The following is a 23,057-nucleotide window of genomic DNA, read 5'->3' on the forward strand; positions in this document are numbered from 1 at the left end:
TTGCGTCGGCAGCCGGAGTTCGATGGGGAACATCGGCCGGCACCTGGCCCAAGATGTCTTGCGCGGCAGCCCGTCCCGTCACCACGCACTCCAGCAGCGAATTGCTGGCCAGGCGGTTGGCGCCGTGCACGCCGCTGCACGCCGCTTCGCCGACCGCGTACAGCCCGGGCAGCGAAGTGCGCGCCTGCGCGTCCACGCGCACGCCGCCCATGTAGTAGTGCGCGGCAGGCACCACCGGAATCGGCTCGCGGCGCGGATCGAGGCCGCGCGCCGCGCATGCCGCGAACACGGTGGGGAAGCGCGCGGGGAAGGCGTCGCCGACCGCGCGCGTCGCGTCCAGGTAAGCGCGCCCGCCGCGCTCGCATTCCGCCCACACGGCGCGTGCGACCACGTCGCGCGGGGCCAGCTCGGCGTCCGCGTGCAGCGCCGGCATGAAGCGCCGGCCGCGCGCGTCCAGCAGCACCGCGCCGGCGCCGCGCAGCGCTTCGGTCAGCAGCGGCAGTTGGCCGCGCTCGCCGTCGCGCGGCGCCAGCGCGGTCGGGTGGAACTGCACGAATTCGAGGTCGGCGAGCTCCGCGCCGGCGGCCAGCGCCAGCGCCAGCCCGGCGCCGTCGGCGTAGGCCGGGTTGGTGGTGTAGCGGTACAGCGCGCCGATGCCGCCGCTGGCCAGCACCACCGCGCCGGCGCGCCACAGTTCCGGGCCCCGTTCGCCGTGCGCCCACGCGCCGACCACGCGGCCGTCGCCGGCACGCGCCAGCTCGAACGCGGTGCGCCGCTCCAGCACGGTGACGTGCGGCGCCGCGCGCACCGCCGCGCGCAACGCACGCATCAGCTCGGCGCCGCTGGCGTCGCCCTGCGCATGCACGATGCGCGCGTGCGCGTGCGCGGCCTCGCGGCCCAGCGCGTAGGCGCCGTCCGTGGCGCGGTCGAAGCGCGCGCCCAGCGCGTCCAGCCAGCGCACGGTATCCGGCGCGGCCGCGGTCAGCCGCGACACCGCGTCGGCGTCGTTGAGCCGCTGGCCGGCGGCGAGCGTGTCGGCGGCGTGCTGCGCCGGGCTGTCGCCCGGCCCCAGCGCGGCGGCGATGCCGCCCTGCGCCCAACGGCTGGCGCCGTCCTCGCCCGGCGCGCCGCGCGTCAGCACGGCAACGCGCCGCGGCGCCGCCGCGAGCGCGGTGGCGAGACCGGCGACGCCGGAGCCGACCACCAGGATGTCGAACGCAGTTTGTGACGTCACGCTTGTCGTCCCGTATTTGCCACGCACACGCCTTTGGCATGGGAGTGGGGAGTGGGGAGTGGGTGCGCAGTCGCTGCCGCACCGTGCTTTCCCCTACTCCCTACTCCCTACTCCCCGCCCGCGATCACGCGGCCTCGCGCCGCCCGACCGCGAGCATGCGCTCCAGCGAGCGCCGCGCGCGCTCGATCACTTCCGGCGCGATCTCGATGCGGTTGCTCATGTTCTGCAGCACGTTGTGGATCTTCGGCAGGGTGTTCTTCTTCATGTACGGGCACAGGTTGCACGGCCGGGTGAACTCGATGTGCGGGAACTCGGCGGAGACGTTGTCGCTCATCGAGCACTCGGTGATCATCACCACCCGCTTCGGCTGCGCCTTGCGCAGGTGCGTGACCATCGCCGCGGTGGAGCCGACGAAATCGGCCTCGGCCAGCACCTCCGGCGTGCACTCCGGATGCGCCAGGATGTGCACCTCGCCCTGCTCGGCGCGGATGCCGCGCATCTGCGCGGCGGTGAAGCGGTCGTGCACCTCGCAGGCGCCGTGCCACAGGATCAGCTTGACCTTGGTCTGCGTGGCCACCCACTTGCCGAGGTACTGGTCGGGCAGGAAGATCACGCGGTCCGAGCCCAGCGACTCGACCACGTGCACGGCGTTGGCCGAGGTGCAGCACACGTCGACCTCGGCCTTCACCTCCGCCGAGGTGTTGACGTAGGCGACCACCGGCACGCCGGGATAGCGCTGCTTCAGCAGGCGCACGTCGGCGGCGGTGATCGAGGCGGCCAGCGAGCAGCCGGCCTCGAGGTCGGGAATCAGCACCGTCTTGGCCGGGTTCAGCACCTTCGCCGTCTCGGCCATGAAGTGCACGCCGCACAGCACGATCACGTCGGCGTCGGTGCGTGTCGCCTGCTGCGCCAGCGCCAGCGAGTCGCCGGTGAGGTCGGCGACGGCGTGGAAGATCTCGGGCGACTGGTAGTTGTGCGCGAGGATCACCGCGTTGCGCTGCTTCTTCAGGCGCAGGATCGCGTCGATCCAGGGCAGGTGCGCCTGCCACTCGAGTTCCGGCATCACGCGACTGACGCGGGTATACAGGTCGGCGTAGCGGCGCTGCAGTTCGGGCAGCGAAGCGGCGACGGGGGGTAGCATGGCGGCCTCCTTATGCTCACGACGAGCATATATAGCCCGAAATGCTACATCCGAGCAAAAGGACGGGCAAGCGGCGAGGTCAAGCCGGCTGCGGATTGCCGTCCGGCAGCGCTTCGTCCGTGTCGGCGTCGTCGCGCGCGGCGGCCAGCAGGTCGCGCTCCAGCTCGCGCACCCGCGGCATGGCGGCATCGACCAGGCTGTCCGGCACCATCACCGCGATCAGGTCGCGCGCCGGCAACTGGCCGACGCCGCCGGTCAGGTATTCGCCGGACACGAAGGCGGGGATGCCGGCCTGCTCCAGCGCACCCTTGACCAGGTGTGCGTCGATGATCGATTCGGCTCGATAGACGATGCGCATGCCGTCACGCTAACGCCGCGCCCACGGCGCCGCAAGCACGCTAGGATCGTCGCTTATCCAGCCGGAGCGCCCCATGGACCTGCACCAGCACATGCGCCTGATGGCCGACTACCACCACTGGGCGTTCGCGCGCCTGTACGCCGAGGTGGACACGCTCGACGAGGAGACCTACCGCCGCGACGTCGGCCTGTTTTTCCGCAGCGTGCACGGCACGCTCAACCATCTGCTGCTGGTCGAGCATCTGTGGCAGGCGCGGCTGCGCGGCACGGTGTTCGCGGTCAGCGGGCTCGACCAGGAACTGGAGCCGGACCGCACGCGGCTGCGGGCGCGCATCCTCGAGTTCGCGCGCGGCTGGCGGCCGTTCGTGGACGCACTGACGCCGGCGCAGGTCGCCGGCGACCTCGACTACCGCAACACCGAGGGCAAGCCCTTCACCCTGCCCTGCGCCAGCCTGGTGCTGCACGTGTTCAACCACGCCACCCACCACCGCGGCCAGATCACCACCGCGCTGACCCAGCACGGCGGCAAGGCGCCGGTGCTGGACCTGCCCTACTTCCTGCTCGCCGTGCCGCGCGAGGCGCTGCACGGCTGAGGCGCGGCCCGCGGCGCGGGCGCCGGCGGCGGGCCTCCGCTACACTTGCGCGCTTCGGTCCCCACGCATCCGGCAACGTCTCACCATGGCGAACGAAACGCCCGTCGCGCAGCACTTCATCCGCCAGATCGTGGCGGCCGACAACGCCTCCGGCAAGCACGGCGGGCGCGTGGTCACGCGCTTCCCGCCCGAGCCGAACGGCTACCTGCACCTCGGCCACGCCAAGTCGATCTGCCTCAACTTCGGCATCGCCGCGGAAAACGGCGGCACCTGCCACCTGCGCTTCGACGACACCAATCCGGGCAAGGAGGACGTCGAGTACGTCGAGTCGATCAAGGACGACGTGCGCTGGCTCGGCTTCGAATGGGACCTGCTGCGCCACGCCTCCGACTATTTCGAGGTGTTCTACCGCGGCGCCGAGAAGCTGATCCGCCTCGGACTCGCCTACGTCGACGACCTGAGCGCCGACGAGGTGCGCGCCTACCGCGGCACGCTGACCGAGCCCGGGCGCAATTCGCCGTGGCGCGAGCGCGGCGTCGAGGAGAACCTCGACCTGTTCCGGCGCATGCGCGCCGGCGAGTTCGCCGACGGCGCCAAGACGCTGCGCGCCAGGATCGACATGGCCGCGGGCAACATCAACCTGCGCGACCCAGCGATCTACCGCATCCGCAAGGTGCCGCACCAGAACACCGGCGACGCCTGGTGCATCTACCCGATGTACGACTACGCGCACTGCGTGTCGGACGCCGTCGAAGGCATCACCCATTCGCTGTGCACGCTGGAATTCGAGGACCATCGGCCGCTGTACGACTGGTTCCTGGAAAAGCTCGACCTGCCGAACGATCCGTCGCTGACCGAGCCGCTGCGCGCCGCCGGCCTGTGGCTCGCGCCGGGCAGGCCGCAGCAGATCGAGTTCGCGCGCGGCAATCTCGACTACACCGTCATGAGCAAGCGCAAGCTGATCGCGCTGGTGCAGGAAGGCCTGGTCGACGGCTTGGACGACCCGCGCATGCCCACGCTGGCCGGCGTGCGCCGGCGCGGCTTCACGCCCGCGGCGATCCGCGCGTTCTGGGAGCGCGTCGGCATCAGCAAGCAGAACAGCGTGATCGACGTCGGCGTGCTGGAAGGCTGCGTGCGCGAGGACCTCGACGCCGCCGCGCCGCGCCGCCTCGCGGTGCTCGATCCGCTGAAGCTGGTGATCGCCAATCTGCCGGACGGCCACGCCGAAACGCTCACCTTCCCCAACCACCCGAAGGACGAATCCTTCGGCACGCGCGCCGTGCCGTTCTCGCGCGAGCTGTGGATCGAGCGCGAGGACTTCATGGAAGCGCCGCCGAAGGGCTTCCACCGCCTGGTGCCGGGCGGCGAGGTGCGCCTGCGCGGCGTCGGCATCGTGCGCTGCGACGCGGTGATCAAGGACGCCGCCGGCGCGATCGTCGAACTGCGCTGCACGCTCGATCCCGACACCCGTGCGGGCATGCCGGGCGCCGAGCGCAAGGTGAAGGGCACGATCCACTGGGTCAGCGCACGCCACGCGCTGGCTGCCGAGGTGCGCCTGTACGACCGCCTGTTCAACGTCGCCGCCCCGGACGACGACCGCGACGGCAAGACCTACAAGGACCACCTCAACCCGGACTCCAGGCGCGTCGTGCGCGGCTACGTCGAACCGTCGCTGGGCGACGCGGCGCCGGAGGCGCGCTTCCAGTTCGAGCGCCTCGGCTATTTCGTCGCCGACCGCCGCGACCACGCGCCCGGCCGGCCGGTGTTCAACCGCGCGGTCACGCTGCGCGACACCTGGGCGAAGCAGGCGAAAGGCTGACGCCGGTCACGCCGCGGGCCGCTGCTAGAATCGCGCGGATCGCAAGGTAGCCGCGCATGCTCTACGCCCAGGTTCATCTCACCCTGCCGCCCTGGGTCCACCAGGTGGTCGATCCGCTGCGCGTCTATGCCGACGACGATGCGCGCATCGCGCTGGCGATCGAACTGGCGCGGCGCAACGTCGAACTGCGCACCGGCGGGCCGTTCGGCGCGGCGGTGTTCACCGAGGCCGGCCGGCTGGTGTCGGTGGGCGTCAACCGCGTGATCGCGCAGAGCTGCTCCGTCGCGCACGCCGAGATCATGGCGCTGATGACCGCGCAGACGCGCATGCAGCGCTACCGCCTCAACGAGGACGGCCACCGCTTCGCGCTGGCCGCCAGCGCCCAACCCTGCTGCCAGTGCTACGGCGCCACCGTCTGGGCCGGCATCGACGAGCTGTTGATCGGCGCGCGCAACGAGGACGTCGCCGAACTGACCGAATTCGACGAGGGCCCGCTGCCGGCAGACTGGATCGGCGAGCTGCAGCGTCGCGGCATCGCGGTCAAGCGCGACCTGCGCCGCGACGAAGCGCGCGCGGTGCTGGCCACCTACGCGCAGGCCGGCGGCGCGCGCTACTGATGGCGACGATCGAGCCGCTGGCCGGGCGCCTGCTGTACTGCCGCCCCGGCTTCGAGCGCGAATGCGCGCAGGAGCTGGAAACCGTCGCCGCGGCCGCAGGCGCGTCCGGCTTCGCGCGCGCCGCCGCGGACAGCGGCCTCGCCGAATACGTGCTGCACGACACCGCCGCGCAGGCCGCGCTGGATGCCGCCGCCGGCTGGCGCGGGCTGGCCTTCGCGCGCCAGTCGCTCGGCCTGCTCGCGCGCGTGCGTGGACTCGATCCGCAGGATCGCCTCGGACCGCTGCTGGACGCGCTGCGCGCGCGCGGCGAGGTCTACGCCGACGTGTGGATCGAACACGCCGACAGCGACGCCGGCCGCGAGCTGGCCGGCCTGTGCCGCAGCTTCGCGCCGGTGCTGCGCGCGGCGCTGCGGCGCGAACGGCTGCTGGGCGACGACGCGCCGCGCCGGCTGCACCTGTGCTTCGCTTCCGGCACCGACGCGCTGCTCGCCGCCGAACCGCCGGCGCGCGCCGCGCCCTGGCCGGGCGGCATCCCGCGCCTGCGCTTCCCGCGCGGCGCGCCCAGCCGCTCGACGCTGAAGCTGGAGGAAGCGCTGCTGGTGCTGCTCGACGACGCCGAGCGCGCGCGCTGGCTGACCCCGGGCATGCGTGCGGTCGACCTCGGTGCCGCGCCGGGCGGCTGGACCTGGCAGATGGTGCGGCGCTCGATCCGCGTCATCGCGGTCGACAATGGCCCGATGGACGCCGCGCTGATGGACAGCGGCCTGGTCGAGCACCGCCGCGAGGACGGTTTCCGCTACCGGCCAGCGAAGCCGGTCGACTGGCTGCTGTGCGACATGGTCGAGCAGCCGCGCCGCATCGCCGCGCTGATGGCGCAGTGGTTCGCCGAGGACCGCTGCCGCATGGCGCTGTTCAACCTGAAGCTGCCGATGAAGAAGCGCTACGACGAGGTGCGCCTGTGCCTCGGCCTGCTGCGCGACGCCGGCTTGCGCGACCTGCGCGCCAAGCAGCTCTATCACGACCGCGAAGAAATCACCGTGTTCGCCCGGCGCGGCTGAGACGCGCCTGGCTGCGGCCGCCCGGCCGCTCACGGTATGCTTGGCGTTCCGCCACGCCCGGACGTCGACGCCCGGTCCCACATGAGCCGACTACGCGCCGTCCTGCCGCTGCTGCTGCTGATCGCCACCGGCGCCCTGCTGTTCGCATCGGGCGCGTTGGACCGCTTCCGCCCCGAGCACCTGGCCGCCTCGCAGGCGGGGCTGCGCGCGTCGGTGGCGGCGCATCCCGCGCTGTCCGCGCTCGGCTACGTCGGCGCGGTCGCGCTGAGCATCGCCACCGGCATCCCCGGCAGCCTGTTCGTGATCCTCGCCGGCGGCCTGCTGTTCGGCGTCGCCGCCGCCACCGCGCTGACCGGTATCGGGCTCACCCTCGGCTCGCTGCTGCTGTTCCTGGCCAGCCGCTTCGCCTTCGGCAGTGGCCGCCAGCCGCCGGCGCTGGCCGAACGCCTGCGCGCCGGCTTCCAGGCGCACCCGCTGAGCTACACGCTGTTCCTGCGCCTGGTGCCGGTGTTTCCCTTCGGTGGCGTGACCGTGGCGCTGGCCTGGCTGCGCTGCCCGCTGTGGCTGTTCCTCGGCGCGACCGCGTTCGGCGGTTCGCTGATGGCGGTGTTCGAAACCTCGATCGGCGCCGGCCTCGGCACCACGCTCGCCGAAGGCCATCCCGCCGACCTCGGCCTGCTGCTGGAGCCGCGCGTGCTGCTGCCGATGCTGGCGCTCGGCCTGCTCGCGCTGCTGCCCGTGCTGCTGCGGCGCCGACGCCGCCCGCTGCCGCCGGGCTGACGCGCCGCGGCCGCGCGTCATGTCGCGGTCATCCGCGCGGCCGCGGCCTGCAACATGCGCGGGCCAGACTGCGCGCCGTCGATGCCGACGGAGCGCCCTCATGCAGGATCACCTCGTCGCCGCCGCAGGCGAGCGCCGCCGGGCCGAGGTCTGGCGCGATTTCGCCCGCGCCTGCCGCAACCGCGGCGACGAGCGGCTGGCCGCCGAAGCGATCGAGCTTGCGCTGCTGCACGAGCGGCACGCGGCGCTGCTCGAAGTCGTGCGCCCGGATGTGCGTCGCGATGCGGGGAGTTGGTGGGCCGTGAAGGGATCGAACCTTCGACCAACGGATTAAAAGTCCGCTGCTCTACCGCTGAGCTAACGGCCCGGGTTTGCCTCGAAGAGCGAGACGGCGAAGCGCGCTCCCGGCGTGGCCGGGGCTGCGGATTCTAACCGGCTGCCATCGTCAACGGTAGCGCGTCGGGTCGGCGACGCCGGCCTCGCGGAAGCCCTGCGCGCGCAGGCGGCAGGCGTCGCAGCGGCCGCAGGCGCGGCCGTCGGTGTCGGCCTGGTAGCAGGACACGGTGGCGGCGAAGTCGACACCGAGGCGCACGCCCTCGCGCACGATCGCCGCCTTGCTCATCGCGATCAGCGGCGCGTGCACGCGGAGATTCGCGCCCTCGACGCCGGCCTTGGTGGCGAGATTGGCGAGCCGTTCGAACGCCTCGATGAAGGCCGGCCGGCAGTCGGGGTAGCCGGAGTAGTCGACCGCGTTGACGCCGCAGAAGATGTCGGCCGCGCCGAGCACTTCGGCCCAGCCCAGCGCGATCGACAGCATGATCGTGTTGCGCGCCGGCACGTAGGTGACCGGGATGCCGGCACCGCCCTGCTCGGGCACCGCGATGTCGTCGGTCAGCGCCGAGCCGCCGATGCTGCGCAGGTCCACGCGTACCGTCTTGTGCGCGACGGCGCCCTGCACCCGCGCGATGTGCGCGGCGGCATCCAGCTCGGAGGTGTGGCGCTGGCCGTAGGCGACGCTGAGCGCGTGGCAGGCGAACCCTCGCTCGCGCGCGATCGCCAGCGTCACTGCCGAGTCCATGCCGCCGGAGACGAGGACGACGGCGTTGCGGGGGGTGGTCATGCGGAAGTGTTCCCGTTGCAGGGGGCGTCAAAAGTCGAAGGTCAAAAGTCGATGAAGATCACGGCGCAACGCGTGCCGTTGACCTTTGACTTTGCCGCGCTCACCGCCCCGGCGCCTCGCCCCACAGCGCCTTGTGCAACTGCAGCTGGAAGCGCACCGGCAGGCGGTCGGCGAGGATCCACTCGGCCAGTTCGCGCGGCGGCAGCGCGCCGTACACCGGCGAGAACAGCACCGTGCAGCGCTCGGCGATGCGGTGTTCGCGCACGCGCGCGACCGCCCAGTCGTAGTCGGCGCGGTCGGCCAGCACGCACTTGACCTGGTCGCGCGGGGTCAGGTGTTCGAGGTTGGACCACAGGTTGCGCGCCGATTCGCCGGAACCGGGCGCCTTGAGGTCCATCACCTTGCGCACGCGGCGGTCCACGCCGGACACGTCGAGCGCGCCCGAGGTTTCCAGCGCCACGTCGTAGCCGGCGTCGCACAGCCGCGCGAGCAGCGCCAGGCAGCGCTTCTGCGCCAGCGGCTCGCCGCCGGTGACGCAGACGTGGCGCGCGCCGTAGCCGGCCACCTCGGCGAGAATCGCGTCGATGTCGCGCCATTGGCCGCCGTGGAAGGCGTATTCGGTATCGCACCACACGCAGCGCAGCGGGCAGCCGGTCAGGCGCACGAACACGGTCGGCCAGCCGACCGCATCGGCCTCGCCCTGGATCGAATGGAAGAGCTCGCTGACGCGCAGCCGTCCGGACGACGCTTCCGCCGCCGGCGCGGCAGGCTCGGGAACGGGCGCCGTCATTGCCGTGCGCTCAGCGCCCGGCCTGCAGCTTCAGCGCGCGCAGGCGCCCCTCGGCAAGGCGGGCGGGCGTGGTGTTGGGATACTTGGCGATCACGCCGTTGAACGATGCCGCGGCCGCGTCCCACTGCTTCAGCTCGTACTGGCAGTAGCCGACCTTGAGCAACGCATCGGCGGCCTTGGCGCTCTGCGGGTAGCGGTCGAGCACCTTCTGGAAGGCGTCCACCGCGATCGGGTAGTTCTGCGTCGCGTAGTACGACTCGCCCAGCCAGTAGTAGGCGTTGGGCGTGAGTTCGGTGTTCGGGTATTGCTGGATGAAGGCCTTGAAGCGGCGCGAGGCCTCGGCGAAGTCGCCGCCGCGGATCGACTGGAAAGCCTGGTCGTAGGCGGCCTGCGCGTCGGCCGGCGTGCCGCCCGCGGGAGCGGCGGCCGCTGCCGCGGGAGCCCTCGACGGCGCGCCCTGGGCCGCTGCGGCCGGCGCCGTCGGCGCGGGCGCGGCGGCGGTCGGCGGATTCGTACCGGCGGGTGCCGGGGGATTGGCGCCCTGGGCGCCCGGGCCGGCCTGGCCCGCGGCCGGCGTCCGCCCTTCCAGGCGGCCGATGCGCGAATCGAGGTCGACGTACTGATCCTTGTTGCGCTGCTGCAGCTCCTGCAACTGGTGGCTGAGTTCCTCCACCTGGCCCTGCAGCTGCTGCACCTGCGACTGCAAGGCCTGCACCTGGTTGACCAGGCTGACGCTGCCCTGCTCCTGCTGCGCCTGCTGCTCGAGGCGGGCGACCCGCTCGGCCAGGCTCAGGCGCTCCTGCGCCTGCACGGACACAAATGCGGCGGCGGCCACGAGGGCCGCCGCCAGGCGACTGACAACCTTGCGGGTGCCGGTCACGTTCATCGCTTACGCCCTTACTTCGCCGTGTAGACGAACTCGACGCGGCGGTTCTTCGACCAGCACGCCTCGTTGTGCTCGCGGCAGGTCGGACGCTCTTCGCCGTAGCTCACCACGTTGAGCTGGCTGGCGGAACCGCCGGCCGCCTGCAGCGCGCTCGACACCGCGTTGCCGCGACGCTCGCCCAGGCCCATGTTGTATTCGCGCGAGCCGCGCTCGTCGGCGTTGCCCTCGAGGGTCATGCGCGCATCCGGGCGGTCCTGCAGGTACTTGGCGTGGCAGGCGACGATCTGCTGGAACTCCGGCTTGATCTCGCTCTTGTCGAAGTCGAAGTAGACCACGCGCTGACGCAGGCACGCGTCGGTGTCGAGGTCGGCCGGGGTGTACTTGCCGGTGGTCGGCGCCGCCTCGGTGGCCGGCGCAGCCGCTTCGGGCTGCGGCTTGACTTCCTGCTTCTTGGCGCAGGCTGCCACGCCGATGCACAGCAGTGCAGCCATGGTGACGCGAACAGTCGTGTTCATTGTTGTTCCCTCAATAGATGGTGGTCGACAGTACGGTACGGGGTGTTTTTTCGGCCGGTTGCCCGGCGGTTGTCAGCGTTGCCGGAAGGGGCCCCATGCGGGCTCGCGCACGTCGCCATCGGCGAGGACGAGGCGCTGCCGCACGCGGCCATCTTCCGACACCGCGTAGAGCACGCCGCGGGGCCCTTCGGCCGCGGCGTAAAGAAGCATGCTTCCGTTCGGAGCGAAACTGGGCGACTCGTCCATATCGCCAGGAGAAACAAAGTGATACTGGTCGCCGATACTACGGTCCATGACCGCAATACGATACACGTTTCCGTTGCCCTGCACCATGGCGATCTGCTTGCCGCCGTAGGCGATCGAGGCGCGCGCGTTGTACTGGCCCTGGAAGGTGAGCCGTTGCGGGTTGCCGCCGGTCACCGGCACCTGGTAGAGCTGCGGCTTGCCGGAACGGTCGGACGTGAACACCAGGTTCTGGCCGTCCGCGGTCCAGGTCGGCTCGGTATCGATCGAGAAATTGTTGGTGAGGCGGGTCAGCGCCTTGCTGCCCAGCTCCATCACGTAGATCTCGGGATTGCCCTCGTAGGACAGGGTCAGGGCCAGCCGGCTGCCATCCGGCGAGAACGCCGGCGCGCCGTTGATGCCGCGGCGCGCGCTGATCAACTGGCGCGAACCGGTGGCGACGTCCTGGATGTAGATCGCCGAGTCGCCGCGTTCGAACGACACGTAGGCCAGGCGCTTGCCGTCCGGCGACCACGCCGGCGACAGCAGCGGCTCGCGCGAGCGCACCACCACCTGCGGGTTGTAGCCGTCGGAGTCGGCGACCATCAGCGAGTACTGGATGTTCTTGCCGACGCCGGTGGCGGTGACGTAGGCGATGCGCGTCCAGAACGCGCCGCGCACGCCGAGGATCTTCTCGTAGATCAGGTCGGCGATCTGGTGCGCGACCCCGCGCAGGTCGCCGGGCTGGCCGGTGATGGCCAAGCCGAGCATGCGCTGCTGCGTGCCCACGTTGTACAGCTCGAACTCGACGCGCAGCGCGCCGCCGCCGGCGTCGCCGACGCGGCCGACCGTGATGTAGTCCTGCTTGAGCAGCTTCCAGGTCGGGAACTTGATTTCCCCGCCGCGCGTCGGGAATTCCACCACGTCCTGCCGGGGCAGCGCGCGGAACTTGCCGGAGCGGTTGAGATCCATGCGGATCACGTCGGCGACGTCGGTCGACGGCGGCAGCCCGGGCGTCTCGTTGGCGAACGGCACGATCGCGATCGGGATCGCCGACGGCACGCCGTTGACGATGTCGAGGGTCAGCCCCTGCGCATCGGCGCGGCCCGTGGCCACGGCGGCGCAGACGAGCGCGAATGCGGCGAGGAGGAATTTGAAGCTACGCATGGTTCTCAGTCCTGGACCGTGAAATTCAGGGTGACGTCGCGCGAGAACACGTTCTCGAAGCCCTTGTAGGGCAGCGGCGACGCCTTGCCGACGGCGTTCTCGACCGAACGCCGGCCGAGATCGTCGTAGGGGCAGCTCGGGTCGACCCTGGCGCTGATCACCTCGCCGCCCGGAATCTGCACGATGTGGATCGGGCACACCGCACCCTTCGGGATGTTATCCGGCCGCAGCCAGTTCTGCGTGATCACGCTGATCAGCGCGGCCTGGTACTGCGCCGACAGCGAATTGTCCTGGCCGGCCATGCCGGAACGCGCCTGCGCGGCTTCCGGCACGGTGGCATCGGTGGCCGCGGCATCGCGCGTGCTCTGCTTGGCCTGCTCCTTCTTCAGATCGGCCAACTGCTGCAGGCGCTGCTGCTCCAGCTTGCTCTTGCGCTCGGCGGCGAGGCGCTGCTGCTTGATCTCCTCGAGCTGCTTGATCAGCTCGCGCGCCTTCTGCTGCTGCGCTTCCAGCTCCGCCTGGCGCATGCGCTCGCGTTCTTCCTGCTCCTTCTTTTCCTGCTCGGCCTTCTGCTGCGCCTCGGCGACGACCTTCTCCTGGTCCTTGACGTCGGGCTGCTTCGGCGGCGGCGGCAGCACCTTGACCGGCTCCGGCTCCGGCTTGGGCGGCGTCGGCTGCGGCACCTGCGGCGGCGGCGCGCTGGCCTGCGACGGCTTCGGCGGCTCGCTCTTGACCTTCGCCGGCTTCGCCGCCGCCGGCGGCGGCGCGCCGGCCGGCCCGACCAGGGTCGCCTCGATCACCGGCCCGGGCAGCGCGACCGGTTTGGCGCAGGTCACCGGGTTCATCCAGCCGGGCAGGTGCAGCACGCCGAAAAAACCCTCCCAGCTCGCGCAGGACAGCGTCGCCAGCCACAGGAAGGCGAGGATGCCGACATGCAGCAGCGCGGAGAGGACGACCGCACGCGGCGTCGTATCAACCTCGTCCATGGCCCCCACGCGGCTCCTGCACCGGCTGGCTCATCAGCCCCACCTTGGGCACGCCGGCCTGCTGCAACAGCACCATCGCCTGATAGATGCGGCCGTAGTCGACGCGCTCGTCGCCGCCGATCAGCACCGGCACCTCGGGATTCTGCCGCACGAACGCGGCGACCTTCTGCACCAGCGCGTCGGCCTCGATCGGCTCGCGCGTCGCGCCGCCCAGCGTCAGGAACAGGTTGCCGTCCTTGTCGACGCTGACCAGGATCGGCTGCTTGTCGTTCTGCAGCGACTTCGCCGCGGCCTGCGGCAACTGGATGTCCACGCCGAGGTTCAGCAGCGGCGCGGTCACCATGAAGATGATCAGCAGCACCAGCATCACGTCGATGTACGGCACGACGTTGATCTCGGCCTTCAGCTTGCGCTTGCGACGGTGCATGTTCTGCATGGCGGTATCCCCTCCGGCGTCGGCTCAGGCGCGGTCGTCGGACTGGATCTGGCGCTGCAGGATGGAGGAGAACTCGTCCTGGAAGGTGTCGTAGCGCGTGGAGATGCGTTCGAGCTTGGTGGTGTAGCGGTTGTAGACCCACACCGCCGGGATCGCCGCGAACAGGCCCATCGCGGTGGCGACCAGCGCCTCTGAGATGCCCGGCGCGACCATGGCGATGGTCGCCTCCTTGACGCTGCCCAGGCCCTGGAACGCGGCCATGATGCCCCACACCGTGCCGAACAGGCCGACGTAGGGGCTGATCGAGCCGACGTTGGCGAGGAATTCGAGATTGCGTTCGAGGCGGTCGACTTCGCGCATCACCGCCACGCGCATCGCGCGCTGCGCGCCTTCCAGCACCGAGCGCGGGTCCAGGCTCTTGCGCTGGCGCTGGCGCGCGAACTCGCGGAAGCCGGCCTCGAACACGCCCTCCAGGCCGCGCGCGCCGTCGCCCTTGCCGCTGACTTCGCGGAACAGCGCGGCGAGGTCGGTGCCGGACCAGAAGCGGTCCTCGAAGGCGTCGGCGTCGCTCATCGCGCCGTCCAGCATCGCCTTCTTGCGGAAGATGATCACCCACGAGGCGAACGAAAAGCCGATCAGGAGCAGCAGCACCGCCTTCACCGGCAGGCTGGCATGCAGCACCAGGTCGAGGATGTTCAGCGAACCGTTCATGCGTCGATGTCCCTCAGGGTGTCGCGTCTGTCTCGTTGCAAGCCCGCCCGGGCCCGCCGCCCACCTGCCGCGAACGGGCCCGCGCGTGCGCGGGCCCGTCGCTTGCGGCAGCGCCCGCGCGCGTCCGTATCAACCGTCCGCCAGCCGCTCCGCCAGCAGCCGCGGAATCGGCGCGGGCCGGAATCCGTCCGCTTCCACGCACGCCGCGCGCACCGTGGCCCGCACCAGCGCCGTGCCGTCGCCGACCCGCTCCAGCGCCTGCGCGAACTCCAGGCTCGCGGCGCGGCGGCGGACCGGCGTCACGCAGGCATCGACCTCGTCGTCGAGCCGCGCCGGGCGCAGGAACTCGATGGCGAGGTCGCGCACCACGAAAACGATGCCGTGCTCTTCGCGCACGCGGGTCTGGTCGATGCCGTGCGCGCGCAGCCATTCGGTGCGGGCGCGCTCGAGGAAGCGCAGGTAGCTGGCGTGGTAGACCACCCCGCCCGCGTCGGTATCTTCCCAATACACCCTTATCCGCCACCTGAACGGAGGCGGAAGCGAAGCGGGATCAGGCGGGTTCGGCAGCGGCACCGGCGGGCCTCGCGGCGGTTGCGGAAAGCATCACTCGGCGCCCTTCTCCGCGAACAGGTCGGCCGCGGCCGGGGTGCGCGGCGGCGCCAGGCCGAAGTGGCGCCAGGCGCGCGCGGTGGCCATGCGCCCGCGCGCGGTGCGGGTCAGGAAGCCCTGCTGGATCAGATACGGCTCCAGCACGTCCTCGATGGTGCCGCGATCCTCGCTGAGCGCGGCGGCCAGCGAATCGGCGCCGACCGGGCCGCCGTCGAAGCTCTCGATGATCGTGCGCAGCAGGCGGCGGTCCAGCTCGTCGAAGCCTTCCGGATCGACCTTGACCAGATCCATCGCCGCCATCGCCGCGTCGCGGGTGATGGTGCCGCCGGCTTTGACCTCGGCGAAGTCGCGCGCGCGCCGCAGCAGGCGGTTGGCGATGCGCGGCGTGCCGCGCGAGCGGCGCGCGATCTCGGTCGCGCCGTCCGCGTCGCAGGCGATGCCGAGGATTCTCGCCGAACGGCGCACGATCGCGGTCAGCTCGGCCGGCGAGTAGTACTCCAGCCGCTGCACGATGCCGAAGCGGTCGCGCAGCGGCGAGGTCAGCAGGCCGGCGCGGGTGGTCGCGCCGATCAGGGTGAACGGCGGCAGGTCCAGCTTGATCGAGCGCGCGGCCGGCCCCTCGCCGATCATGATGTCGAGCTGGAAGTCCTCCATCGCCGGATAGAGCACCTCCTCGACCACCGGCGACAGGCGGTGGATCTCGTCGACGAACAGCACGTCGCGCGGCTCGAGGTTGGTCAGCAGCGCGGCGAGGTCGCCGGCGCGCTCCAGCACCGGGCCGGAGGTCGAGCGCAGGTTGACGCCCAGCTCGTTGGCGATGACGTGCGACAGCGTGGTCTTGCCGAGGCCCGGCGGGCCGAAGATCAGCACGTGGTCCAGCGCCTCGCCGCGCCGGCGCGTCGCCTCGATGTAGATCGCCAACTGCTCGCGCACCGCCTGCTGGCCGAGGTACTCGTTTAGGCGCCGCGGCCGGATCGAAGCCTCGATGGCCTCGTCCTCGCGGGTGGCGGCGGCGGCGATGACGCGGTCGGTCATGGCGGCATTATGCATTGAGACGGGAGTGGGGAGTGGGGAGTGGGAAGTGCACTGCGTATAGCCATCGCACTTACTCACTACTTCCTACTTCCTACTCCCATTTATCAAATCTCCACCTGCGTCCCCAGCTCGATCAGCCGGTTGCCGGGGATGCGGAAGAAGGCGGTCGCCGGCATCGCGTTGCGCGACATGAACGCGAACACCTTGTCGCGCCACAGCGCCATGCCGGGGCGGCTGCTGGCCACCACGGTTTCGCGGCTGAGGAAGAAGGTGGTGTCCATCATGTCGAAGCCGAGGCCCTTGGCCGCGCAAGCGCCCAGCAGCGCCGGGACGTTCGGGTCCTCGGCGAAGCCGACGCGCAGCAGCAGCCGGAAGAAGTCGTGGCCGAGCGCCTGCAGCTCGATGCGCTCCTCCGGCTCCGCGGTCGGCGTGTCCAGCGTCTCCACGGTGAGCAGCACGTTGCGCTCGTGCAGCACCTTGTTGTGCTTGAGGTTGTGCAGCAGCGCGTGCGGCACCGCTTCCTGGTTGGCGGTGAGGAATACCGCCGTGCCGGGCACGCGCAGCGGCGGGTGCCCGGCGATGTTGGCGACGAACGGCTCCAGCGCCAGGCCGCTCTGCTTGATCTCGCGCATCACCAGCTCGCGGCCGCGCCGCCAGGTGGCCATCAGCGTGAAGATCACCGCGCCCAGCACCAGCGGGAACCAGCCGCCGTGCTCGACCTTGTCGGCGTTGGCGGCGAGGAAGGCCAGGTCCACGGTGAGGAACACCAGGCCGACCGCGCCGACCTTCGGCCAGCTCCAGTGCCACAGCCGGCGGAACACGATCATCACCAGGATCGAATCGATGGTCATGGTGCCGACCACCGCGATGCCGTACGCCGCGGCCAGGTTGCTCGACGAGCGGAAGCCGAGCACCACGGCGAGGGTCAGCACCAGCAGCATGCGGTTGACCCACGGCAGGTAGATCTGGCCCATCGTCTCGCGCGAGGTGTGGCGCACCCGCATGCGCGGCAGGTAGCCGAGCTGGATCGCCTCGCGCGTCACCGAGAACGCGCCGGAGATCACCGCCTGCGAGGCGATCACCGTCGCCACCGTGGCCAGCGCGATCATCGGATACAGCAGCGGCTCCGGCACCAGCAGGTAGAACGGGTTCTGCACCGCGCGCGGGTCGGCCAGCAGCAGCGCGCCCTGGCCGAAGTAGTTCAGCATCAGGGCAGGCAGCACGAAGCTGAACCACGACATGCGGATCGGCCGCTTGCCGAAGTGCCCCATGTCGGCGTACAGCGCCTCGGCGCCGGTGATGCACAGCACCACCGCGCCCAGCGCGAAGAACGCGCCCCAGCCGTTGTGCACGAAGAATTCCAGCGCGTAGTGCGGCGACAGCGCCAGCAGCACTTGCGGCTGCTCGGCGATGTGCATGACGCCGAGCGCGGCGATGGCGCAGAACCACAGCATCATCACCGGACCGAACACCGCGCCGACCCTGCCGGTGCCGCGGCTCTGGAACGCGAACAGCAGCACGATGATCGCCGCGGTCAGCGGCACCACGTACGGCTGCAGCGCCGGCGCGGCGACCTCGATGCCCTCCACCGCCGACAGCACCGAGATCGCCGGCGTGATCACGCCGTCGCCGAAGAACAGCGCGGCGCCGAACAGGCCGAGCACGGCGATCCACCAGCGCGTCGCCGGCATGCCGCGCACGCTGCGCTGCGCCAGCGCGGTCAGCGCCATGATGCCGCCCTCGCCCTTGTTGTCGGCGCGCATGATGAAGCCGGCGTACTTCACCGACACGACCATCACCAGCGACCAGAACACCAGCGACAGCACGCCGAGCACGTTGCCCGGCGTGGCCGCCACGCCGTGCACGCCGAACGTCTCCTTGATGGTGTACAGCGGACTGGTGCCGATGTCGCCGTAGACGACGCCGATCGCGCCCAGCGCCAGCGCGGCGACGCGCTTGCCGAGATCATGCGAGGTTGCGCTCGCTGCCTGGGTCATGACCGGTGTTCCTGGAGATGCGCTCAGCCGCCGAGCGCGGCCCGCAGCGCCTTGCGGATGATGGCCTCGGCGTCGTCGCCGTCCTTCGCCGCGTCCTTGACGAGGCGCTGCGCCTCGGCCGGCTTGTAGCCGAGCTGCTGCAGCGCGACGGTGGCCTCCGCCACCGGATCCTTGGGTACCGCGCCGCCGACGCCGGCCAGCGGCACGCCGCCGGCGATGCCGTCGACGCGGTCGCGCAGCTCGACCACGATGCGCTCGGCGGTCTTCTTGCCGATGCCCGGGATCTTGGTCAGCGCGACCACGTCGCCAGCCTGCACCAGCCGCGCGAACTCGGCGGTGGACACGCCGGACAGCACCGCCAGCGCGATCTTGGCGCCGATGCCGCTGACCTTCTGCAGGCTGCGGAACAGCGCGCGCTCGGCGTCGCGCAGGAAGCCGTACAGCGCGACCGTGTCCTCCTTGACCGCGTAGTGGGTCAGCAGGGTCACCTCGCGGCCGAGCTCGGGCAGGTCGTACAGCGTCGACATCGGCACTTCCAGCTCGTAGCCGACGCCGTTGACGTCGATCACGATCCACGGCGGCTGCTTGCCGACCAGCCTGCCCTGCAACCGTCCGATCATCGCCTGCGCCTCCAAGCGGTGCGGGGAATGCCGATGCGGCCGACCGTGGCGCGCGTGTGCGCGTGCGCGATCGCCACCGCCAGCGCGTCGGCGGCGTCGGCCTGCAGCGGCCCCTTCAGGCCAAGCAAGACCGAGACCATGTGCTGCACCTGCGCCTTGTCGGCGCCGCCGCCGCCGACCACGGCCTGCTTGATCTCCGTCGGCGCGTACTCGTGCACCTCCAGCGCGCGGCTGACCACGGCGCAGATCGCCGCGCCGCGCGCCTGGCCCAGCTTCAGCGCGGAATCGGGGTTGCGCGCCATGAACACGCGCTCGATCGCCGCCTCTTCCGGCCGATGCTCCTCGATGATCGCGCACAGCCCGTCGTAGATGCGCTTGAGCCGCAGCGGAAAGCTGTCGGCGTCGGCAACCGCCAGGGCCGTGTGGAACACGTGTGCCGTCTTGCCCGCGCCGTCGGCGTCGACAATGCCGACGCCGGTGCGCTGCGAGCCTGGATCGATGCCGAGGATGCGCACCTGGCGGGACCCCGGACTCGGGACTCGGGACTCGACAGAGCGTGGATGCGGCATGGCCGTGGCGCGGCGGCCTACGAAAACCGCCGCGTGGCGTTCGCGGCCACGGCTACCGGGACGGGGCCCTCGCCCGGAGCCCTGAATCCCGGGTCCCGAGTCCCGCTCATGTCCCGTTCGCCGGCAGTTCGGCGTTGTGGTAGACCTCGCTCACGTCGTCGAGGCCTTCCAGCTTCTCGACCAGGTCGAGCAGGGTCTCCGCGGTCTCGGCGGACACCGCCACGCGGTTGTTGGGGCGCATGCCGACGCCGGCATGCTCGGCGCGCAGGCCCGCCGCGATCAGCGCCTGCTGCACCGCCTCGAAGCTTTCCGGCGCGCACAGCACGGTGCTCTCGCCGCCCTCGTTGATCACGTCGTCGGCGCCGGCATCGAGCGCCGCTTCCAGCACCTTCTCCTCCGCCGCCGCGTCGCCGCGCGTGGCGTACGCCAGCTCGCCGCAGCGGGTGAACTGGAACGCCACCGAGCCGCTGGTGCCGAGATTGCCGCCGTGCTTGGTCAACGCGTGGCGCACGTCGGCCACGGTGCGCGTCGGGTTGTCGGTGAAGCATTCGATGATCAGCGCCACGCCGCCCGGACCGTAGCCCTCGTAGCGCAGGTCCTGCATGTCGGCGCCGCCGTCGGCGCCGGAGCCGCGCTTGATCGCGCGCTCGATGGTGTCCTTGGTCATGTTGGCCGACAGCGCCTTGTCCACCGCCGCGCGCAGGCGCGGATTGCCGGCCGGATCGGCCACGCCCGAGCGCGTGGCGACGGTGATTTCGCGGATCAGCTTGGTGAACACCTTGGCGCGCTTGGCGTCCTCGGCGTTCTTGCGGCCTTCGATGGACGGGCCTCTACCCATGGGACTACCTGCGGCTGGCTGACTGGCAAGCGCGCGATTTTACCCCAGTCCGCGCTCGAAATGCCCGAGCTGCAGGAACGCCGCGGCCTGACCGGCGGCCTCGGCCGAGAACAGCAGGCCGGTGTGCGAGGCCGGCACCACGCAGTGGTCGGCGATGCCCGGCAGCCGCGTCTCGGCCACCGCCACGGTGCCGTCGTGCTCGCCGTCGAAGCGGCCCAGCCACGCGCCCAGGCCGATCGGCAGCCGGCCGGCGATCACGCCGACGTCGCGCGCGCCGTCCCAGCGTTCGAGGCCGTCGCGCAGCAGCGCGAAGCTCTGCCCCATCAGCATGGCGCCGCCCGGAAAGCCGGCCAGCCCGCGCGCGGCGGCGCTGCCAGCCAGCGGCGAGCCGAGGCAGACGATGCGCCCCGGCGGCAGCTCCAGCGCGGCCGCCGCGCGCAGCGCGATCAGGCCGCCCAGGCTGTGTCCGAGCAGGTGCAGGCGCCGCGCGCCGAGCCTGTCCGCCCGCTCCGCCAGGCGCCGCGCCGTCAGCTCCGGCGCGGCCGCGACGCTCAGGTACTCGAACGCATGCACCGCGAAACCGGCCGCGGCGAGCCGGCGCTTCAGCGCGCCCAGCGCGAAACCGCGCATCCACAGGCCGTGCAGCAGGATCACGTGGTCGGGCATGGGGTGCTTCGGGAGTCGGGAGTCGGGAGTCGGGAGTCGGGAGTCGGGAAGAGCGTAACGACGCGCCGTCATTCCGGCGAACGCCGGGACCCGGCGCTTCGATTATGCGAAACGTGCTGCGTCGGTGGCCATGCGCTTCATGCGACGTACCGCGCCGCATCCCCGCTTGCGCGGGAAGGGCGCGGGGCGGGTCGCCTGCGCGCAGGCTCCTGCCGCGGTATCCGCCACGGAACGAGGCCGTGGGCGACGAACGCGAACGGGAACGACGGCGCGTTGTTACGCCTTGCCCGGGTCCCGGGCCCCGGGTTCCGCGTCCCGCAGGCCTTCCGCCACGCGCACGTGCAGCTCCTTCAACTGCGCCGCGGGAATCGCCGAGGGCGCGTCGGTCATCAGGTCCTGCGCGCTGGTGGTCTTGGGGAAGGCGATCACGTCGCGGATCGAGTCGGTGCCCGCCATCAGCGCGGCGATGCGGTCGATGCCGAAGGCGATGCCGCCGTGCGGCGGCGCGCCGAACTTCAGCGCCTCCAGCAGGAAGCCGAACTTGGCCTGCGCCTCCTCGGCGCCGATGCCGAGCAGGTCGAACACCGCGCTCTGCATGTCCGGGCGATGGATACGGATCGAGCCGCCGCCGATCTCGTTGCCGTTCAGCACCATGTCGTAGCCGCGGCTGACCGCGTTGGCCGGGTCGGCCTTGAGCGCGGCGATGTCGTCGACCTTGGGCGCGGTGAACGGGTGGTGCAGCGCGACGTAGCGCTGCGCCTCGGCGTCGTATTCGAACATCGGGAAATCGGTGACCCACAGCGGCCGCCAGGCGTTCTCGACCAGGCCGCGGTCGCGGCCGACCTTGAGCCGCAGCGCGCCCATGAAGTCGGTGACGGTCTTCCACGCGCCGGCGCCGATCAGCAGCAGGTCGCCGTTCTGCGCGCTGGTGGCGGCGAAGATCGCCGAAAGCGCCGCGTCGTCGAGGAACTTCACCACCGGCGAGGTCAAACCTTCCCGTCCCTTGGCAAGGTCGTCGATGCGGATCCAGGCCAGGCCCTTCGCGCCGTGCTTGGCGGCGTGCTCGGCGAGCAGGTCGATCTCGCGGCGGCTCAGGTCGCTGCCGCCCGGCACGCGCAGCGCGGCGACGCGGCCCTGCGGGTCGTTGGCCGGGCCGGCGAACACCTTGAACTCGACGTGTTTCACCGCGTCCGCGACATCGGCCAGCTCCAGCGCGATGCGCAGGTCCGGCTTGTCGGAACCGTAGCGGCGCATCGCCTCCGCCCAGGTCATGCGCGGGAACGGCGCAGGCAGTTCGGCCTCGACCACTTCCGCGAACGTGCGGCGGATCAGCGGTTCGACGAAGTCCTGCACGTCGCGCTCCCCGACGAACGCGAACTCCATGTCGAGCTGGGTGAACTCCGGCTGGCGGTCGGCGCGCAGGTCCTCGTCGCGGAAGCAGCGCGCGATCTGGTAGTAGCGGTCGAAGCCCGCCATCATCAGGATCTGCTTGAACAACTGCGGCGACTGCGGCAGCGCGTAGAACTGCCCCGGGTGCACGCGCGAGGGCACGAGATAATCGCGCGCGCCTTCCGGCGTGGCCTTGGTCAGGATCGGCGTCTCCAGGTCCTGGAAGCCGGCGGCGTCGAGCTGGCGGCGCAGCGCCTGCACCAGCTTGATGCGCGTGCGCATCATGCGCTGCATCTCCGGGCGGCGCAGGTCGAGGTAGCGGTACTTCAGCCGCGTCTCCTCGCTGGGATTCTCGTGCAGCGCGAACGGCAGGTCGCGCGCGGCGTTCAGCACCTCGATCGACTGCGCCAGCACCTCGACGCGGCCGGTCCTGACGCGGTCGTTGGCGCTGACGCGCCTGCGCACCGTGCCGGTGACGCGCAGGCAATACTCGTAGCCCACCGCGCTCGCCGTGGCGAACGCTTCGGCGGTGTCCGGATCCGCCACCACCTGCACGATGCCCTCGTGGTCGCGCAGGTCGAGGAACACCACGCCGCCGTGGTCGCGGCGGGTGTCGACCCAGCCGCACAGGGTGACGTTCCGGCCGATCAGGGACTCGTCGACGAGGCCGCAGTAGTGGGTGCGCATGCGCGAAAGCTCCGGCCGCCCGCAGGCGGATAAGGCAAGACGCGGAATGCTAAGGCCGGATTTGCTGCGCTGCAAACAAAACGCCCGCCGCGATCACGCTCGCGACGCCGGCGGCGCGGCCGGGGCGCGCCGGGTCGCGCGCGGGGTGCGCCGGCATCCGTCGCGGCGTCCTTGCACCCCGGGCACGGGGAAGGTGCGATCGCCGGCCCGCGCGG

25 protein-coding genes and 1 tRNA gene are annotated in these 23,057 nt (G+C 71.3%); 5 read left to right on the top strand and 21 right to left on the bottom strand.

All coding sequences use genetic code 11. The features are described 5' to 3' along the window. From ABFC67_RS07860 to ABFC67_RS07870, 3 genes are all read right to left on the bottom strand, one after another. Window positions 1-1,234 (bottom strand): L-aspartate oxidase (locus ABFC67_RS07860; RefSeq protein WP_346737444.1); only part of this gene is annotated, 1,234 nt, incomplete at its 3' end. Between the two features lie 124 nt (window positions 1,235-1,358). Then, window positions 1,359-2,375 (bottom strand): quinolinate synthase NadA, encoded by a 1,017-nt coding sequence (gene nadA / locus ABFC67_RS07865; protein ID WP_346737445.1) that lies wholly within the window; start codon window positions 2,373-2,375, stop codon window positions 1,359-1,361. Window positions 2,376-2,454: 79 nt separating this feature from the next. Next, entirely contained in the window at window positions 2,455-2,733 is a 279-nt protein-coding gene (locus ABFC67_RS07870) for a DUF2007 domain-containing protein (RefSeq protein WP_346737446.1), read from the bottom strand. A 73-nt stretch (window positions 2,734-2,806) separates the two neighbouring features. On the opposite strand from ABFC67_RS07870, the gene ABFC67_RS07875 reads away from it, so the two are divergent. The 5 genes from ABFC67_RS07875 (at window position 2,807) to ABFC67_RS07895 (ending at window position 7,599) form a co-directional block, all read left to right on the top strand. Beyond that, window positions 2,807-3,325 (top strand): DinB family protein, encoded by a 519-nt coding sequence (locus ABFC67_RS07875; RefSeq protein ID WP_346737447.1) that lies wholly within the window; start codon window positions 2,807-2,809, stop codon window positions 3,323-3,325. 85 nt (window positions 3,326-3,410) lie between these two features. Then, window positions 3,411-5,144, top strand: a complete 1,734-nt coding sequence (locus ABFC67_RS07880; RefSeq protein WP_346737448.1) for a glutamine--tRNA ligase/YqeY domain fusion protein — start codon at window positions 3,411-3,413, stop codon at window positions 5,142-5,144. A 56-nt stretch (window positions 5,145-5,200) separates the two neighbouring features. Further along, window positions 5,201-5,761, top strand: coding sequence for a nucleoside deaminase (locus ABFC67_RS07885; RefSeq protein WP_346737450.1), 561 nt, complete (start codon window positions 5,201-5,203; stop codon window positions 5,759-5,761). A gap of 17 nt (window positions 5,762-5,778) precedes the next feature. After that, a complete protein-coding gene (gene rlmM, locus ABFC67_RS07890; RefSeq protein WP_346737505.1) occupies window positions 5,779-6,819 on the top strand; it encodes a 23S rRNA (cytidine(2498)-2'-O)-methyltransferase RlmM in 1,041 nt (346 codons plus the stop codon). An 81-nt stretch (window positions 6,820-6,900) separates the two neighbouring features. Continuing rightward, complete coding sequence (locus ABFC67_RS07895) at window positions 6,901-7,599, top strand: VTT domain-containing protein (protein WP_346737451.1); 699 nt, start codon at window positions 6,901-6,903, stop codon at window positions 7,597-7,599. Window positions 7,600-7,627: 28 nt separating this feature from the next. Here ABFC67_RS07895 and ABFC67_RS07900 read toward each other — a convergent pair whose 3' ends face one another. The 18 genes from ABFC67_RS07900 to aspS all read right to left on the bottom strand — a co-directional run bounded on the left by ABFC67_RS07900 (window position 7,628) and on the right by aspS (window position 22,842). Next, entirely contained in the window at window positions 7,628-7,840 is a 213-nt protein-coding gene (locus ABFC67_RS07900; RefSeq protein WP_346737452.1) for a hypothetical protein, read from the bottom strand. A gap of 51 nt (window positions 7,841-7,891) precedes the next feature. Next, a tRNA-Lys gene (locus ABFC67_RS07905) sits at window positions 7,892-7,966 on the bottom strand. A 78-nt stretch (window positions 7,967-8,044) separates the two neighbouring features. After that, complete coding sequence (queC, locus tag ABFC67_RS07910) at window positions 8,045-8,719, bottom strand: 7-cyano-7-deazaguanine synthase QueC (protein ID WP_346737453.1); 675 nt, start codon at window positions 8,717-8,719, stop codon at window positions 8,045-8,047. Between the two features lie 100 nt (window positions 8,720-8,819). After that, a complete protein-coding gene (queE, locus tag ABFC67_RS07915) occupies window positions 8,820-9,509 on the bottom strand; it encodes a 7-carboxy-7-deazaguanine synthase QueE (protein ID WP_346737454.1) in 690 nt (229 codons plus the stop codon). Between the two features lie 10 nt (window positions 9,510-9,519). Next, entirely contained in the window at window positions 9,520-10,395 is an 876-nt protein-coding gene (ybgF, locus tag ABFC67_RS07920; protein ID WP_346737455.1) for a tol-pal system protein YbgF, read from the bottom strand. A gap of 11 nt (window positions 10,396-10,406) precedes the next feature. Next, the gene (gene pal / locus ABFC67_RS07925; RefSeq protein WP_346737456.1) at window positions 10,407-10,910 is read right to left on the bottom strand and encodes a peptidoglycan-associated lipoprotein Pal; all 504 of its coding nucleotides are present in this window, start codon (window positions 10,908-10,910) and stop codon (window positions 10,407-10,409) included. A gap of 72 nt (window positions 10,911-10,982) precedes the next feature. Further along, complete coding sequence (tolB, locus tag ABFC67_RS07930; RefSeq protein ID WP_346737457.1) at window positions 10,983-12,299, bottom strand: Tol-Pal system beta propeller repeat protein TolB; 1,317 nt, start codon at window positions 12,297-12,299, stop codon at window positions 10,983-10,985. A gap of 5 nt (window positions 12,300-12,304) precedes the next feature. Next, window positions 12,305-13,285 carry a cell envelope integrity protein TolA gene (locus ABFC67_RS07935; protein ID WP_346737458.1) on the bottom strand — a complete coding sequence of 327 codons (981 nt, stop codon included), beginning with the start codon at window positions 13,283-13,285 and terminating at the stop codon, window positions 12,305-12,307. After that, window positions 13,272-13,721, bottom strand: a complete 450-nt coding sequence (gene tolR, locus ABFC67_RS07940; RefSeq protein WP_346737459.1) for a protein TolR — start codon at window positions 13,719-13,721, stop codon at window positions 13,272-13,274. The genes ABFC67_RS07935 and tolR overlap by 14 nt, the downstream gene beginning before the upstream one ends. A 24-nt stretch (window positions 13,722-13,745) precedes the next feature. Beyond that, window positions 13,746-14,432 (bottom strand): protein TolQ, encoded by a 687-nt coding sequence (tolQ, locus tag ABFC67_RS07945; RefSeq protein WP_346737460.1) that lies wholly within the window; start codon window positions 14,430-14,432, stop codon window positions 13,746-13,748. A 129-nt stretch (window positions 14,433-14,561) separates the two neighbouring features. Further along, the gene (ybgC, locus tag ABFC67_RS07950) at window positions 14,562-14,999 is read right to left on the bottom strand and encodes a tol-pal system-associated acyl-CoA thioesterase (protein WP_346737506.1); all 438 of its coding nucleotides are present in this window, start codon (window positions 14,997-14,999) and stop codon (window positions 14,562-14,564) included. A gap of 36 nt (window positions 15,000-15,035) precedes the next feature. Next, entirely contained in the window at window positions 15,036-16,076 is a 1,041-nt protein-coding gene (ruvB, locus tag ABFC67_RS07955) for a Holliday junction branch migration DNA helicase RuvB (protein ID WP_346737461.1), read from the bottom strand. A gap of 104 nt (window positions 16,077-16,180) precedes the next feature. Beyond that, window positions 16,181-18,073, bottom strand: a complete 1,893-nt coding sequence (locus tag ABFC67_RS07960) for a potassium transporter Kup (RefSeq protein ID WP_346737462.1) — start codon at window positions 18,071-18,073, stop codon at window positions 16,181-16,183. 23 nt (window positions 18,074-18,096) lie between these two features. Then, window positions 18,097-18,693, bottom strand: coding sequence for a Holliday junction branch migration protein RuvA (gene ruvA / locus ABFC67_RS07965; RefSeq protein ID WP_346737463.1), 597 nt, complete (start codon window positions 18,691-18,693; stop codon window positions 18,097-18,099). Continuing rightward, window positions 18,690-19,262, bottom strand: coding sequence for a crossover junction endodeoxyribonuclease RuvC (gene ruvC, locus ABFC67_RS07970; protein WP_346737464.1), 573 nt, complete (start codon window positions 19,260-19,262; stop codon window positions 18,690-18,692). Before ruvC ends, ruvA begins: the two co-directional genes overlap by 4 nt. Window positions 19,263-19,368: 106 nt before the next feature. Then, entirely contained in the window at window positions 19,369-20,100 is a 732-nt protein-coding gene (locus tag ABFC67_RS07975; RefSeq protein WP_346737465.1) for a YebC/PmpR family DNA-binding transcriptional regulator, read from the bottom strand. A 39-nt stretch (window positions 20,101-20,139) separates the two neighbouring features. Continuing rightward, window positions 20,140-20,766, bottom strand: a complete 627-nt coding sequence (locus ABFC67_RS07980; protein ID WP_346737466.1) for an alpha/beta fold hydrolase — start codon at window positions 20,764-20,766, stop codon at window positions 20,140-20,142. Between the two features lie 276 nt (window positions 20,767-21,042). After that, the gene (gene aspS, locus ABFC67_RS07985; RefSeq protein ID WP_346737467.1) at window positions 21,043-22,842 is read right to left on the bottom strand and encodes an aspartate--tRNA ligase; all 1,800 of its coding nucleotides are present in this window, start codon (window positions 22,840-22,842) and stop codon (window positions 21,043-21,045) included. Window positions 22,843-23,057 lie beyond the last annotated feature (215 nt).

This window comes from Mizugakiibacter sp. (assembly GCF_039680435.1).
GTDB lineage: Bacteria > Pseudomonadota > Gammaproteobacteria > Xanthomonadales > Rhodanobacteraceae > Mizugakiibacter.